This is a genomic window from Haloarcula nitratireducens (assembly GCF_019599505.1).
Genome location: NZ_RKLT01000003.1, coordinates 140364 through 155266, shown reverse-complemented (window position 1 = coordinate 155266; position 14903 = coordinate 140364). Strand labels below are relative to the sequence as shown.

Below are 14903 nucleotides of genomic sequence, written 5' to 3'. Positions count from 1 at the left end.
ATGACGCTTCGGACATCGTTGAACGATTACAAGCGCAACCGGGACCACGACCGGAAGTTCCCGGGCGAACTCCGCTCTACGACTGGCACCTTCTCCGGACGCGGTGACCGCCTCGTGCACGTCGACGACGACGGGGCGCTTCGCGACTACTCCTATCCGCTCAGCGGTCTCTCGGGGATCGACAGCTCTCGCTTCGGCGTCGCCGGCGAGTGGTTCGACGCCGACGCCGACCAGCGATACGACGACGCGGGGGTCGTCGAGACAGTCCACGACCGCGACGGATGGGAAGTCCACCAGCGAGACCTGACTCTCGGCCGCGCGCACGTCACCCAGTTCGAACTCGTCGGCGACGCGCCCGAGAACCCCGACTTGCGGGCGTACGTGCGGTTCGCGCCCGACGGCCGCGAGGGCCAGACCAGCCTCCTGTTCCACGGGGACGCCGTCGAGGCGTACCACCGCCGCGAGCACGACTACGTCGGGATCTCGACGGGGTTCGAGGAGGTTCACGGACAGATCCCCGAGCGGTTCGACGAACTGGTCGACGACGAGCCCGTCGAGTTCCCGCGCCGAACCGACGAGGAACGGTACGAGGACGCGGTGATGACCAGTGGCGTCCTCCTCACCGCACCGTTCGAGGACGGCACCGTCACCCTCGTGACGCTCCTGGCCGAGCGAGGGGAAACCGACCGCGAGTCGGCGCTCTCGACCGTCGAACGGGCGGCCGGCGAGTACGCCGACGCCGGCTCGCTTCGGACCGAGAGCGACGCGGCGCGCGACTGGTCGCTTCCCGACTCGACGCCTAGACGCGAGACCGTCGTCTCCGACTTGCGGGTCGTCTCCCTGTTGTCGGCCGAGAACGGAGCCCGCATCGCCGGGCCGGACTTCGACCCCTTCTACGTCACCTCCGGGGGGTACGGCTATACCTGGTTCCGCGACGACAGCGAGATATCGCGGTTCCTCCTCGACAGCGCGCGGACGCTGGACGTCGACATCGACCACTGGCACCAGCGGTCGGCGGACTTCTACCGTCGGAGCCAACTCGACGACGGGAGCTGGCCTCACCGCGTCTGGCCCGGCGACGAGACGCTCGCGCCCGGGTGGGCCAACGCCCGCCTCGAAACGGGGGCAGATACCGACTATCAGGCCGACCAGACGGGCAGCATCGTCGGCTTCCTCGCGACGTTCCTGCGGACCGGCGACCCCGACGACCCCGAGGGACTCGAACGGACCATCGAGGACGCCGTCGACAGCCTCGACGACACGCTGGAGGCCGACGGCCTCCCTATCGCCTGTCAGAACGCCTGGGAGAACATGCAGGGCCGGTTCGTCCACACCGCCGCCACCTTCCTCCACGCCTACGCCGCCGTCGCGCGAGCCCCGGTCTCGGCGGAGCTTCGAGACCACGCTCGGGCGCAGGCCGACGCCGTCCTCGGCGGCCTCGACAGCCTCTGGACGGGGGAGTTCTACGCGCTGCGAGAACACGAGGGCGAACTCGACGAGCGCCTCGACTCCGGGTCGCTCGCCCTGCCCGGTGCGTTCCGGGAGTACGCCGCCGTCGCCGACCTCTCGGCGGCGACGCTTGACCGCCTCGTGACCCACGTCGAGGCGACGCTCGACGGTCTCGAACGCGAGACCGACGCCATCCGCGGCCTCGTCCGCTTCGAGGGCGACGACTGGCGCTGTCACGGACAGGCCGACGAGAAGGTCTGGACCGTCTCGACGGCGTGGGGGGCCAACGCGGCCGCCGAACTCGGCAGCCTCCTCGACGCCGTCGACGACGACCGAGCCGCCGGCGCGTACCGCCGGTCGCGGGACCTCCTGCGCGAGATCCTCCCCGGCGGGTCGCTCGTCCGAGCGAACGGCTATCTCCCCGAGCAGTTGTTCGACGACGGCACGCCCGATTCCGCGACGCCGCTCGGGTGGCCCCACGCGCTGCGACTGGCGACCATCGCCCACCTGGAGGAGGCCGGCGAACGGGGAGTCAGCGCACCGGAAGCCGCGGAGTAGCGGGGTTCTGAGCGCGCGCTCAGAACCTCGAAATCGAAACGGCGAAAAGTGAGGCGTAGAGAAGCGCGCGCAGTTTTTCCACCGCGAGGCCGCCACTCACCGGCCCGGCTCCGGAAAACGGGTTGCGCTGTGTGCCGCTGCTACGGGGCGGTGACGGCCGGTTCTTCGGTGGCCGTGACCGCCTCGCCCGTCCGGGTGTCGAAGAGGTGGACCGAGGACTCCTCGAAGGAGATGTGGATCAGGTCGCCGACTTCCGGCTCGATGTCGGCCGGGACGCGGGCGATGAAGTCCGGTGCGTCCTCGGTGTCGAAGCTCCGGGACTCCGAGCCGAGGTCCAGATACAGGTAGTTGTCGCTCCCGACGGGTTCGACCACGTCCACCGTCGCCGGGACGGCGTCCTGTCCGCCGTCCTCGCCGACGACGACGTGTTCCGGGCGGATGCCGAGGACGTACGAGCCGCCGGCGATGTCGCCGAACGCGTCGGCTCGACCCGACGTGAGGTCGTAGGAGAACGCGCCGTCCGAGCCGGTCAAGCGGACGCCGTCAGCGAGGGGCTCGGCCCCGACGTCGATGAAGTTCATCGACGGCGACCCGACGAACCCGGCCACGAACTGGTTGGCGGGGTTCTGGTACACGTCGGTGGGTTTGCCCGTCTGCTGGAGCTTCCCGTCGTTGAGGATGACGATGCGGTCGCCCATCGTCATCGCCTCCTCCTGGTCGTGCGTGACGTACACCGACGTGATGCCCAGTTCCTCCTGGAGGCGCTGGATCTCGGTTCGCATCGTCGTCCGCAGTTTCGCGTCCAGGTTCGACAGCGGCTCGTCGAAGAGGAACACGTCGGGTTCGCGCACGATCGCGCGACCGAGCGCGACGCGCTGTTTCTGCCCGCCGGAGAGTTCCTCGGGCGTGTCGTCGAGCAGGTCCTCGATGCCCATCATCTCGGCGGCCTCGTAGACGCGCTGTTCGCGCTCCTCGGCGGACATGTCCGTGCTCATCCGCAGGCCGAAGGCCATGTTCTGCTGGATGGTCTTGTGCGGGTACAGCGCGTAGTTCTGGAACACCATCGCCACGTCGCGGTGGCGCGCGTGGACGTCGGTGATGTCGTTGCCGCCGATGTGGATGCGGCCGCTGGACGGTCGTTCCAGCCCGGCGATCATCCGCAGCGTCGTCGACTTCCCGCAGCCGGACGGTCCGACGACCGTCACGAACTCCCCGTCCTCGATGAACAGTTCCAGGTCGTCGACCGCGACGATGGACCCACCGTCGAATTCCTTTCTCAGTGTCTTCAGTTCGAGACTCGCCATTAGTACCCGTGTACGTGTCCCGCATGATAAATGTTCCCCAAAAAAGTGAATCTGTGAGGGGAAATTTCGTAGGAGTTTCCGGAACGGGCTGCGGAACGATAACCGTTCACGCTTGTCGGACGGCCGAAGGGACGAAGGCGAATTTGTCATTCGGCGACGCGCGTCACGACCACGTCGGCGACGCGAAGGCCGTCGTCGGCCGTCACGTCGGTCTCCGAGAGGAGGTCGCGGCCGGTCACCTCGCGGTCGAGGGTCACCGTCGCGTCCTCGGCGGCGAAGTTCAGGACGACCGCGAGCGTCTCGTCGCCGTCGGCGCGCTCGTAGGCGACGACGCCGCCCTCGTCGCCGTCGACGACAGTCCACTCGACCGGGTCGACGCCGGGTGCGCGTAGCGCGGGGTGTTCGTCCCGAACGGTCACCAGTCGGCGGTGGAACTCCGTGAGGTCGCTGTCGCCGTCGTGCCAGCGCATCGTCCCGCGCTGGTCCTCGACGCCGCGCTCCTGTCCGTAGTAGATCATGGGCGCGCCGGGGACGGTGAACGTCGCGCCGACGGCGGCCCGGAGCGGTTCCGACCCGCACTCGTCGCGGTAGCGGTCCTCGTCGTGGTTCTCGACGTAGCGCATGTGAACCGCGCGGTCGGGGTAGCCCCACCGCTGGGACTCCGCCAGGGCGTCGAACAGCGCCGTCGCCGGTTCCTTGCCGCGGCCGACGTCCCGCAGGGCGAAGTAGAAGTCCGGGTCGTAGTGGACGTCGAACTCGTTCTCCCGGAAGGCGGCGTCGCGGTGTGGCACCGTCTCGTCGAGCAGGAGGAACTCGGAGTCGTGGGCCTTCACCCGCTCGCGGACCTCCTTCCAGAAGCCGTGCGGGACGCCCCACGCTACGTCACACCGGAAGCCGTCGACTTCGTCGGCCCACTCCTCGACCACGTCGAGCATCCACCGGCGGACGGAGAGCGAGTCGTAGTTGACGTTGGGGATTCGCGTCCAGTTGAAGTAGAGTCCCGGCGCGTCGTCGCCGGCCCAGTCCACGTCCGTCACGTCCGCCTCGGCGGGGACCCGCTCGTAGTAATCGGCGTACTCGGGGACGCCGGCGCGGTGAAACTGGAAGTGCGGGTGGTCCCGCGAGGTGTGGTTGACGACGAGGTCGAAGACGACGCGGATACCGGCCTCGTGGAACCGGTCGACCAGCGACCGGAACTCCTCGCGCGTGCCGAGGTCGGTGGCGGTGTCGAAGAGGTCCGTGATGTGATAGCCGTGTCGGGTGGGGCTCTGAACGACGGGCGTGAACCAGACCACGTCGACGCCCAGCGACTCGACGTACGGAACCCGGCGCTCGATCTCCTCGAAGGACGTCTCGGCGATGTCGCCGACGAACTCGCGGACGAAGATCTCGTAGATGGTGGCGTCGTCGGCCCACTCGGGGGCGTCCGCGGGGCGGGAGATAGTGAGGTCCCCGGACGCGCCGCAACGGATCTCGAGCGTGTCGGCGATGCTGTGCTGTTCGGCGACGGCGACGGCGTGGACGCGGGAGAGGACCGGTAACGAGTCGGTCGCGACCCGGAGTTCGTCGCCGTCGATATCGACCGTCGCTTCGCCGAGCGAATCCCGGTCGTCGAAGTGAAACTCCACGTCGGGGTCGCTCCCGTCGGGCGCGGCGCGCGCGTCGGCGGTGACGACCAGTTCTCCGCCCTCGCGGCGGCTATCGAGTTCGATGCGCGGGCGACCCGCGCCTTCGATAGTGACTTCGTCGGTCGCGTACGGGTCGAACTCCCCGTCGAACGCGAAGATCGCCTCGTGTGCCCCCGGCGGGAGTTCCGCCTCCAGAACCCACTCGCCCGCTGTTTCGGTCGCCCAGTGACTGCCCATCGTGAAGTCGTTGAACTTCCCGAAGACGACGCAGTTCTCGGCGTCGGCGACGTCGGCGGGATTGCCCTCGACGACGTCGTCCTCGGTGACGCTGAATCGGACTGTCTGTGTGGTCGAGGCCGGGAACGCGCGTACCGTCTGCGTGTGCGTCCCGTCCGGTGCGGAGAGCTCCGCGCGGTAAGTGCCGGGGACGTCCGGTTCGAGGTGGACGACGGGTCCGTCGCCCAGCGAGACCGAACTCGACGACGGCGCGTCCGCGAGCCGCCATCGGAAGTCGGCGTCTGGATCCGGTCGCCGTGGTGCCAGTTCGACCGACTCGTCGACGGTGCAGAAGCGCGGTGGGCCGGGGTGATGCATAGCCCAAGCGTTACCAGCGCGCTATTTCACTGTTCCCCTTGTTTTCGATCCGTGTTCGAATAGTGTACCGTAGATTCAGCACATCCAGATAGAGACGAAGTATAATTTCGTAGCACTTTTGTACATGGAGGATGGTTCACGTTGTGAGAGCTAAGACTCCCTCGTCCCTGGCTCCTGTTCGCGGAGGTACTCCCGGCCGTCGTGAGCCGTAGCAGTCGGGATATATGTGATGAATATTTGTGAGTATCCGAATGATTTAAGTTGTGAAAGACTATTTCATCCATTATCCATCCATGACAATGGACCGCAGAACGTTGATCAAGCAACTCGGTGGTATCGGAGCTGCAACGGCGATCGCTGGCTGTAGCGTACAAGAAGACGGCGGCGACGGCGGCGGCGGTGACGGTGGCGACGGCGGTTCCGGAGGTAACAGTTCCGACGGCGGTAGCGGCACGGAGAGTCAGGGTCCCGCCGGGACCGCGACCGCGTGGTACTCGCTCTCGGAGAGCGAACTGGCGACGCGTCAAGACATAATCAAGGAGTTCAACGAGCAGAACCGTCATACTATCGAGGGGGCGGATATCTCCGACCTCCAGCAGAAGACGTCGAGCGCGATCCCGGCCGGCGAAGGCCCGCAGATCTTCGACTGGGCACACGACTGGGCGGGCAACACCTACGAGCAGAGCTTCATCGTCGGTCAGGGCGACCAGCTCTCGGTCGACATGAGCGTCTATACCGAAACGGCTCGACAGGCGGCCAAGTACGACGGGAAGGTCATCGGTCTCCCGTACGGTGCCGAAACCGTCACTCCCATCGTCAACACGGACATCGTCGACTCCGTCCCGAGCAGCGTCGACGAGATGATCAGCACGATCGAGAAGCATCACGATCCCGATAACGGTCAGTACGGGCTCAGCTACCCCATCAACTCGTACTTCACCAGCGGGTGGTTACAGGCCTTCGGCGGCTACTTCTTCGAGGCCGACAGCGATCCGCAGTTGGGTATCGCGGAGGACGAGTTCGTCCGCGGGCTCGAGTTCATCGTCGAGAACTTCAAACCGTACATGCCGAAGGATCCGAAGTACTCGCCACAGGCGGCCGCGTTCAACGAGGGGAACGCCGCGATCACTATCAACGGCCCGTGGTCGCTCGCAGCGCTCAACGGGAACGACATCAACTACGAGGTGATACCGTTCCCCGAGATGAGCGAGGGGACGCCGAACCCCTACACCGGTATCCAGCTCTGGTACTTCGCCAAAGCCATGGAGAGCGGCGGTCCGTCCGCGGCCGCCGCGCGGACGTTCGCCGAGTGGTACACGACGAACGAGGATCACATCCGCTCCCTCGCAGAGAGCCAGGGTTCCATCCCGGTTCTCAAGAGCGTCGCCCAGGGGGACGACCTGCCCGCCACCGTCCAGGCCTTCTCCAGTTCCGTCGACATGGGGACGCCGATGCCCGCCCATCCGAAGATGGACGACGTGTGGGGCCCGGTCGACAGCGCGCTCGTCAAGGCGTTCAACGGCGACGCCACCCCTGAGCAGGCGCTCACCACCGCCGCGAAGGACATCCGCAGCAACTGGTAACTGTATCCGATATGAGTACGGCAACACGAGTCGCAAACCGCGTCGAGAAGGTGCCGTTCCTGAGCCGCGGGGACGCGTCGCTGCTGCTGGTCCTGCCGGGTCTGTTCATCTTCTCGGCGTTCATGCTGTTTCCGGTCGTGTATCTCATCGGAATCTCTTTCACTAACGCCGAGCCGGCGAATCTCTTCGCCGGTGAAGGCGTCATCGCCGTGCTGACGTTCGGCGACGCGTCGTTCGTCGGCCTCCGGAACTACGCCAACGTGCTGACCGACCCCGAGTTCTGGAACTCCTTCGGCGTGACGTGGCTGTTCGTCGCGACGAGCGTCACGCTGAAGGTCGTCGTCAGCATCTCCATCGCGCTGGTCGTCACCAGCGACCTCGTCCGCGGAAAGCGATTCCTGCGGTCGTTCATCATCTTCCCGATGGGGCTCCCGCCCATCTTCATCATCACGGTGTGGCGCGGTATCTTCAGCTCCGCGCAGTTCGGGCTGATGAACCAGTTCCTCACCGGACTCGGCATGCAGCCGGTCGCGTGGCTCTCGGGTCGATGGACGGCGTTCATGGCGTACAACATCACGGAGGCGTGGCTCGCGTACCCGTTCATGGTCATCATCACCGTGAGTGCGTTACAGGACGTCTCGGAAGAACTGCACGAGGCCGCCGTCGTCGACGGTGCCGGATTCGTCTCCCGGTTCTTCCACATCACGCTCCCCTCGATCAAGCGACCGGTACTGTTTGCGACCATCCTGACGTCTGCGGCGTCGTTCCAGCAGTTTCTCATCCCCTTCGTGTTCAACGAAGGGGGCCCCGCGCGGGCGAACGAGCTGCTGGTCGTCTACGGCTACCGCGAAGCGCTGCAGTTCCAGGAGTACGGTCGCGGTGCCACCATCAGCATCATCGCGCTGATCTTCATCGGCGCGTTCATGTGGCTCAACGTGAAGAAGGGGCGGCTCGCCGACGGGGTGAGTGACTGATGGGCATCCTCTCGGGCATCGGTCGAAAGCTCAAGACCGACGCGAAGAACGTCGCCACCACCCCGATCGACACGGTTCGGGACTGGAAGTACACCTACGAGGCGGTCCAGCGCGGAGAGGTCCCGGCCTCCGAAGTCGTGAAAGTCGCCGCCTCGACGGTACTTGCGACGCTGATGGTGCTCGCACTCCTGTTCCCCATCTACTGGATCCTGATGGCTGCGCTCTCCGGGAGCGGCTCGTCGCTGTACACCTCCGAGAGCTTCCGCCTGTTCCCGGCGAACCCGACGCTCAAGCCGTTCGTCTGGGTGGTCGGCGACCTCATCATCCCCGGTTACGTCATCGGCGTCGGCATCCCGCTGACGGACCTCTCGCTGGTGTTCAACACGCCGGAGATAACGCTGCTCGACGCCTCCGCTTACGGCGTCGACAGACCGTCCGCGTTCAAGAAGTTCCTCTGGAACAGTATCACCGTCGCCATCCCGACGGTGCTCATCTCGATGGCGCTCATCATCCCGGCGTCGTACGCGCTGTCGCGCCAGGAGTTCCTCCTGCGCCGGAAGATTCTGTTCGTCTACGTGCTGATGACGCAGGTCGGCGGCGGGCTCGGCGTCGCCCTGCTCATCGGGATGTACGCCCTCTACGTCCAGTTCGGTATCAACGACAGCAAACTCGCGCTGTCGGTGTACTACGCCGCGACGGCCGTGCCGTTCAACACGTGGCTGTTGAAGACCTACATGGACGGCATCCCGGTCTCCTACGAGGAGGCCGCCGTCGTCGACGGCGCGCCGCCGTGGCGGGTCGTCACGGAGGTCATCCTCCCGATGTCCGCCGCCGGACTGGCGACGGTGTTCATCTTCATCTTCCTCACCGGGTGGACCGAGTTCGTCGTCGCGCAGACGCTCCTGGGCACGGAGAACTACACCCTCCCGGTCGGCCTGTACTCGCTGGTCGGCGAGTACTCCATCCCGTGGGCGCGCTTCTCCGCGTTCGCGCTCACCTTCGCGCTGCCCATCATGTTGGTGTACCTCTTCGCACAGCGGTACATCGAGGGCGGCCTGTCCTTCAGCGGGATGGAAGGGTAACGCGGCCGCAGCTTCTCCGCCTCCTCCGTTTTCTCCGCTCGATAGCTACCGCAGTCGGTCGGCGACGCGCTCGCGGTCGGCGGGCTCGTTCACGTTGTGACACCAGCCGTCGAGTTCGACCGCCTCGACGCGGTGGCCCGCGCGGACGAGGAGGTCGGCGGCGTCGGCGAGTTCGTACTCGCCGCGGCCCGACGGCGTGACGAGTCGAACCGCCGAGTCGATCGCGACGTCGAAGACGTAGAACCCGCGCGTGACGACCGTCGACGGCGGCTCCTCGGGTTTCTCGACGAGGCCGGTGACGCGGCCGTCGGCGTCCCTCTCGACGACGCCGGTCGTCCGGGCCCGCTCGCGCGCGACGGGTTCGACCAGCAGCGTCGCGGCGGCCTCGGTCTCGCGGTGTCGCCGGACGACGGCGTCGAGGTTCGCCCGACAGACGTTGTCGCCGTTCATCACGACGATGGGCGATCCGTCGACGGGAAGCGTCTGTCGGAGCGCGTGGGCCGTTCCGAGCCGCTCGGCCTGTTCGACGTAGACGAGCGGCCGCTCCCGATACGACTCGCCGTAGTGAGCAACGATATCGTCGCCGCGATAGCCGACCACGACGACCAGTCGGTCACAGCCGACCGACAGCAGCGCGTCGAAAGCGTAGGAGAGGAGCGGCTTTCCGGCGACCTCGACCAGCCCCTTCGGTCGCCGCTCCGTGAGCGGCCGCATCCGGGTCCCCTGCCCGGCCGCCAGTACGACGCCGTCCATGTCCGTCCCGTCGGCCGACGGGGAGAAATGGTTGGTGGCGGTGCGAGAGATATCCGGAAGGCGCGACGACTCGGATAGTAAGCGCGGGTCAGACTTTTGCGCTCCGGCCCCCGAACTAGAGTGATGGCCGGAGACCTGTACGTGGGCGTCGTCTGCGGTGACGGGTCGTGCCTCGCGGTCGCGTTCGGACCGGACGGCTACGACCGCACCGAGATCTTCGAGAGTATCGGTGAGTGCTGGTCGAGGTACGAGGAGACCGCCGCGCGGATACTGGTGGACGTCCCCATCGGCCTCGTCGAGTCGGGCGACCCCGTTCGGCGCTGTGACGAACTCGCGCGCGCGGCGCTTGGGCCTCGAAGCGTCGCGGTCTTCGACCCGCCGGTTCGAGAAGCCACGCGAAAACACCGTTACTCCACGGCGAACCGAGTCCACGAACGGAAGAGCGGAGCGGAACTCTCGGAGGCGGCGTTCGCACGCCGCGAAGGGATCGCGATGTGCGACGAACTCCTCCGGGAGATCCCCGAGGCCGCCGCCGTCGTCCGCGAGTCCCACCCGGAGCTTTGCTTTCGCGCGTTCGCCGGAGAGCCGCTCGCGCACTCCCGCGAGACGGCCGGCGGCTACGCGGAGCGGATGCGCACGCTCGTCGGCTACGACCGCGACGCGGCACCGCTGGTCCAGCGAGTGGCCGAGGCCACCGCCGGCCACGACGTGACCGTCGCCGACGTCTTAGACGCCGTGGCGCTCGCCTACACCGCGCGCCCCGGCGACGGCGACCTTCGGACGCTCCCGTCCGAGCCGCCGACGGATGCGGCGGGGCTCCCGATGGAGCTCGTCTACCGGGCAGCGACGCCGCTGTCGGTTGAATGAGGCCAGTTGACGGCGATTACGCGCCAGCCGACAGCAGTCGCTCGTCGGTGTGAATAATTGCGAGACTGTAGACCAAAAGTCCGTCTTACAGCCGTTCGAGGTTCGTCGCGCGCGGACCCTTGTCCGCCTGCTCGATGTCGAACTCGACTTCCTGCCCCTCTTCGAGGTCAGGACCGCCGACGTCTTCCATGTGGAAGAACACGTCCTCGTCCGCGTCCTCTGTTTCGATGAAACCGTACCCGCCAGTGTCGTTGAAGAAGTCGACTTTACCTTTCGCCATTGTTAGAGCCGTGTAACGTTAGTCGCGCGCGGACCCTTGTCCGCCTGCTCGATGTCGAACTCGACTTCCTGCCCCTCTTCGAGGTCAGGACCGCCGACGTCTTCCATGTGGAAGAAAACGTCCTCGTCCGCGTCCTCAGTGTCGATGAAACCGTAACCGCCAGTGTCGTTGAAGAAATCAACCGTTCCTTTCGCCATTGCATCTCCAGAGACGCCGGGACCACGGATAACAGTTCCGATACGGCCAGAACCCCACAGAACGGCGAGAGATCGACAGCGGCGGCCGATTACCGGATTCGAGCGGTTCTTGTCGGTCGCTTCCGACCGTGGAACATGCTCCGGAGACTCAGAGAGAACGGCCCGGTCGTCCTCGTCCCGTTGGCGTGGACGTTCGCGACTGCCGCCCACCTCGGTCTGCTGGCCGCTCGGACGGTGCTCATCGCGCACGTCGTCATGGCGACGATACTCGCCGCGTTCGCCGCCCTCTCGTGGCGGGAGATGGCCGACGGCGTGCTGCTGGTGTGGCGACGCGTGCTGGTCGTCGGACTGCCCATCACGCTGGCGGGTATCGCCGGACTGCTCGGCGACGTCGAAGCGCTCTTGACCGCCACCGTCGTCGGTTGGATGGTCGTCCCCGCGGTCGGCCTCGCCTACACCGGTCGACGCGTCGACCGGACTCCGTGGGCCTATACCGGCGGGGCCGCGGCGAGCGCCGCGGGCGTGGTCGTCTATCTCGCGGGCATCGCGCTCCCCGCTTGGGTGCTAGTACTCGTCGGACTGACGCTGACGAACGTCGGCCAGACCGCCGGCATCGTCGCCGCCGTCCGGAACTACTGATCCTCGCGCTCGCCGACCTGTACGAGCTGTTTGCCGATGTTCTCGCCCTCGAACAGTCCGAGGAAGGCGTCCGGGGCGTTCTCTAACCCCTCGGTGACCGTCTCGCGGTACTCGACGTCGCCGGTCGCGACCCACTGGCCCAGCCGCTCGGTCGCCTGTTCGAAGCGCGGCTCGAAGTCGCCGATCAGGAATCCCCGGACGGTGGCCCGCGACTGGATGAGTTGACCGAGCTTTCGCGGCCCGACCGGCGTCTCCTCGTCGTTGTACTGCGAGATCTGTCCGCAGACGGCCACGCGCGCGTCGACGTTCAACTGCGTGAAGACGGCGTCCGTGATCTCGCCGCCGACGTTGTCGAAGTAGGCGTCGACACCGTCGGGCGCGGCCTCTTGGAGGGCCGCGCGGTAGTCGTCGGTGTCCTTGTAGTTGATCGCGGCGTCGAAGCCCAGCTCGTCTTCGATGAATTCGACCTTTTCCTCGGAGCCGGTGAAACCGACCACGCGAGCGCCCTGTAGCTTCGCCAGCTGCCCGGCGACGGAGCCGACGGCACCGGCCGCACCGGTGACGACGAACGTGTCGCCGGCCGACGGCTGGGCGACCTCTCGAGTGCCGAAGTAGGCGGTCAGCCCCGGCATGCCGAGGACGCCGAGCGCCGTCGAGACGGGCGCGACGTCGGGGTCGACCGGCGTCAGTTCCGGGCCGAGTGCGGTGGCGTAGTCGGCCCACTGGAGGTTCCCGGTGACGACGTCGCCGGACTCGAAGCCCGCGCCGTTCGATTCGACGACCTCGCCGACGACGCCGCCCTGCAGCGGGTCGCCGACGCCCCACGGTTCGGCGTAGGACTCGCCCTCGCGCATCCGGTCGCGCATGTATGGGTCCACGGAGAGATACAGCGTGCGCACGAGCGCCTCGCCAGGCCCGGGGTCGGGCACCGACTCCTCGGACAGTTCGAAGGTGTCGCGGTCCGGTGTCCCCTCGGGGCGCTTCGCCAGCCGATAGACGCGGTTAGTCTCGGACATCACGAGCCGTACACCGGAGACCCGAAAGGGGGCATCGAAAGAAGAAACATACACCGGTTGAAAGTTTATTCCGGCGTCGCGTGAGCAGGCACAGTACCTAACACGCACCCGCTCGTCGTGGCCGCTATGGCAGAGGAAGACCTCGGCGAGGCGACGATCGTCTACGAGACACCTGAGGACGGCACCGTCGAGCGGACGGTCCAGAACGAGCATCTCGCGTACTTCCAGGACCACTGGATAGTCAAGATGGGCGACGACGAGGACGGGGACTGGGACATCGTCCGCCGAATCCCCACCCGTCACGTCCACTACGTCGAGCGAGAGGTCGACGAGTTCGAAGAGGAGGTCAAGACGCTGCGCAATCAGGTACAGTCCTTCGCCGACGACGTGCGCTCTAAGTTCCTGGGTGAGAGCGAAGACGACGACCAGGGACCCCTCCGAATCGACGTCGAGAGCGACGACGACTCCGACAAGTAACGCGCCGAATCACGGTCGAACCGGCCTTTCTATAGTCGCGCAGGCCACCGGCGGGAGAGCGGAGAGGTCGGGGAGCGCGAGCCGTCCGAGAGCCCCCGCATCACGGCGACAGTTCCGCCGCCCGACAACGTACCTATCTGTCGACTATGCGGTGAACACCGGAAGAGAAGTATGTCCGCGAAAGACACAATTTCGGCCGCTTAGCACCTCTATAAACAAATGCGGTACACGGGTAGCGGGGACACCGAGGATCGACTATGTCAGAGGCCACCTGGGACGTCCAAGACGATGCCATCGTAGAGCAACCCCGGGAGATTCGCCGCCATCCGCTGCTGGCCCGTATTTACCGGCACCACGACGCGCTCATCTCGGAGAACCTCTCGCCGGGCCGGACGCTCGAACTCGCGTTCGGACAGCACATGCACCCGGCGGCGGACGTCGGCCTGGAGGGGTGGCCGTCGAACGCCCAGCGCGTGCCCAACCCGGCGGTCGCCGGCGACGCGCGCTCGCTACCGTTCGAGGACGCGTCGTTCGGGACCGTCGTCGGCCGGCGGTTTCTCCACCACGTCCCGCCGGAAGACCGACAGGAGATTCTCAGCGAGGCCGCACGCGTCCTGGAACCCGGCGGTAGAGTCGTCCTTCTGGAGGGGACCCCGGGACTGTACCGACGACTGACGAAGGGCATCGCCTTCCGACTCGGCCTCCTCGAAGAGGACACCGACATCTACGGTCACCTCTCGGAGGCGGACGTCTACGAACTCGTGGCGCGGGCGTTCGACGTCGTAGAGAAACGGACGCTCGGCTCGCCGCTCATGGTCGCGAGCATCGCCGAATCCGGCCCCTCGAAGCATCTCTACGAGGCCTATCGGCGCACGCAGTTCGTCAAGTGGTGGACCTTCGTCGTCGGTGAGAAACCGGTGTAGTTCGGACCGCGATCACGCGGCGGTCGACTCGACCGCGTCGACGACGGCCTTGCAGAACGCGTCGAGGTCGTCGGGTTTCCGACTCGTGATCAGCGACTCGTCGGTCACGACCTCCTCGTCGGTCCACTCGCCGCCGGCGTTGCGGACGTCGGTCTGGAGGCTCGGATAGGACGTCAGCGTCCGACCGTCGACGACGTCCGCCTCGACCAGTACCCACGGACCGTGGCAGATCGAGCCGACGGGCGTCCCCGACTCTACTTGCGCCGCGACGAACGAGACGACGTCGTCGTCGAACCGCAGCGTGTCCGCGCCGACGGTGCCACCGGGAACGACCACGCCGTCGTACTCGTCGGTCGAGACGTCGTCGATCGCGCGCTCGACCTCGACGGTCTCCGCCTCGTTCAGGTCGTTCTCGACGGTCTGCACCTCGCCCGTCTCGGGGCCGATCACGTCGACGTCCGCTCCCGCGTCTGCGAGGGCTTCCTTCGGCTCGTCGAATTCGACCGACTCGGTACCCTCCGCGACGAGAATGGCGACCTGCGCTCCGTCCAGCTGCTGGTTCTCGGATTCGCTCATCAG

General features: G+C 66.6%; 15 protein-coding genes. 8 read left to right on the top strand and 7 right to left on the bottom strand.

The annotated features are described in order from the left end of the window. Positions 1-2007 carry a DUF7997 domain-containing protein gene (locus EGH23_RS10695; protein WP_220579998.1) on the top strand — a complete coding sequence of 669 codons (2007 nt, stop codon included), beginning with the start codon at positions 1-3 and terminating at the stop codon, positions 2005-2007. A gap of 140 nt (positions 2008-2147) precedes the next feature. Here EGH23_RS10695 and EGH23_RS10690 read toward each other — a convergent pair whose 3' ends face one another. Both EGH23_RS10690 and EGH23_RS10685 read right to left on the bottom strand, forming a co-directional pair. Continuing rightward, positions 2148-3311: an ABC transporter ATP-binding protein gene (locus EGH23_RS10690; RefSeq protein ID WP_220579997.1), complete on the bottom strand. Its 1164-nt coding sequence runs from the start codon at positions 3309-3311 to the stop codon at positions 2148-2150. Positions 3312-3457: 146 nt separating this feature from the next. Continuing rightward, positions 3458-5533 (bottom strand): alpha-amylase family glycosyl hydrolase, encoded by a 2076-nt coding sequence (locus EGH23_RS10685; protein WP_220579996.1) that lies wholly within the window; start codon positions 5531-5533, stop codon positions 3458-3460. Between the two features lie 293 nt (positions 5534-5826). On the opposite strand from EGH23_RS10685, the gene EGH23_RS10680 reads away from it, so the two are divergent. The 3 genes from EGH23_RS10680 to EGH23_RS10670 are packed head-to-tail and all read left to right on the top strand — an operon-like array spanning position 5827 to position 9172. Beyond that, on the top strand, positions 5827-7116 hold the full coding sequence (locus EGH23_RS10680; RefSeq protein WP_220579995.1) for an extracellular solute-binding protein: 1290 nt from the start codon (positions 5827-5829) through the stop codon (positions 7114-7116). Between the two features lie 11 nt (positions 7117-7127). Continuing rightward, positions 7128-8090 (top strand): carbohydrate ABC transporter permease, encoded by a 963-nt coding sequence (locus tag EGH23_RS10675; protein ID WP_220579994.1) that lies wholly within the window; start codon positions 7128-7130, stop codon positions 8088-8090. After that, positions 8090-9172, top strand: a complete 1083-nt coding sequence (locus tag EGH23_RS10670) for a sugar ABC transporter permease (protein ID WP_220579993.1) — start codon at positions 8090-8092, stop codon at positions 9170-9172. The genes EGH23_RS10675 and EGH23_RS10670 overlap by 1 nt, the downstream gene beginning before the upstream one ends. Positions 9173-9217: 45 nt before the next feature. On the opposite strand, the gene EGH23_RS10665 is transcribed toward EGH23_RS10670, so the two are convergent. After that, positions 9218-9925, bottom strand: a complete 708-nt coding sequence (locus EGH23_RS10665; RefSeq protein WP_220579992.1) for a nucleotidyltransferase family protein — start codon at positions 9923-9925, stop codon at positions 9218-9220. 123 nt (positions 9926-10048) lie between these two features. On the opposite strand from EGH23_RS10665, the gene EGH23_RS10660 reads away from it, so the two are divergent. Then, entirely contained in the window at positions 10049-10792 is a 744-nt protein-coding gene (locus tag EGH23_RS10660; RefSeq protein ID WP_220579991.1) for a DUF429 domain-containing protein, read from the top strand. An 85-nt stretch (positions 10793-10877) separates the two neighbouring features. Here EGH23_RS10660 and EGH23_RS10655 read toward each other — a convergent pair whose 3' ends face one another. Beyond that, entirely contained in the window at positions 10878-11072 is a 195-nt protein-coding gene (locus EGH23_RS10655) for a cold-shock protein (protein ID WP_135305302.1), read from the bottom strand. A 2-nt stretch (positions 11073-11074) separates the two neighbouring features. After that, positions 11075-11269 carry a cold-shock protein gene (locus EGH23_RS10650; protein ID WP_135305301.1) on the bottom strand — a complete coding sequence of 65 codons (195 nt, stop codon included), beginning with the start codon at positions 11267-11269 and terminating at the stop codon, positions 11075-11077. 135 nt (positions 11270-11404) lie between these two features. Here EGH23_RS10650 and EGH23_RS10645 point away from each other — a divergent pair, with 135 nt between their 5' ends. Then, positions 11405-11908 (top strand): hypothetical protein, encoded by a 504-nt coding sequence (locus EGH23_RS10645; RefSeq protein WP_220579990.1) that lies wholly within the window; start codon positions 11405-11407, stop codon positions 11906-11908. On the opposite strand, the gene EGH23_RS10640 is transcribed toward EGH23_RS10645, so the two are convergent. Beyond that, the gene (locus tag EGH23_RS10640) at positions 11902-12924 is read right to left on the bottom strand and encodes an NADP-dependent oxidoreductase (RefSeq protein ID WP_220579989.1); all 1023 of its coding nucleotides are present in this window, start codon (positions 12922-12924) and stop codon (positions 11902-11904) included. The two genes, EGH23_RS10645 and EGH23_RS10640, sit on opposite strands and share 7 nt — an antisense overlap. 126 nt (positions 12925-13050) lie before the next feature. Between EGH23_RS10640 and EGH23_RS10635 the strand changes: the two genes are divergently transcribed. Further along, positions 13051-13401: a hypothetical protein gene (locus EGH23_RS10635; protein ID WP_220579988.1), complete on the top strand. Its 351-nt coding sequence runs from the start codon at positions 13051-13053 to the stop codon at positions 13399-13401. A gap of 257 nt (positions 13402-13658) precedes the next feature. Then, positions 13659-14324: a class I SAM-dependent methyltransferase gene (locus tag EGH23_RS10630; RefSeq protein WP_220579987.1), complete on the top strand. Its 666-nt coding sequence runs from the start codon at positions 13659-13661 to the stop codon at positions 14322-14324. A 12-nt stretch (positions 14325-14336) separates the two neighbouring features. Here EGH23_RS10630 and EGH23_RS10625 read toward each other — a convergent pair whose 3' ends face one another. Then, positions 14337-14900 carry a type 1 glutamine amidotransferase domain-containing protein gene (locus tag EGH23_RS10625; RefSeq protein ID WP_220579986.1) on the bottom strand — a complete coding sequence of 188 codons (564 nt, stop codon included), beginning with the start codon at positions 14898-14900 and terminating at the stop codon, positions 14337-14339. Between the last annotated feature and the right edge of the window lie 3 nt (positions 14901-14903).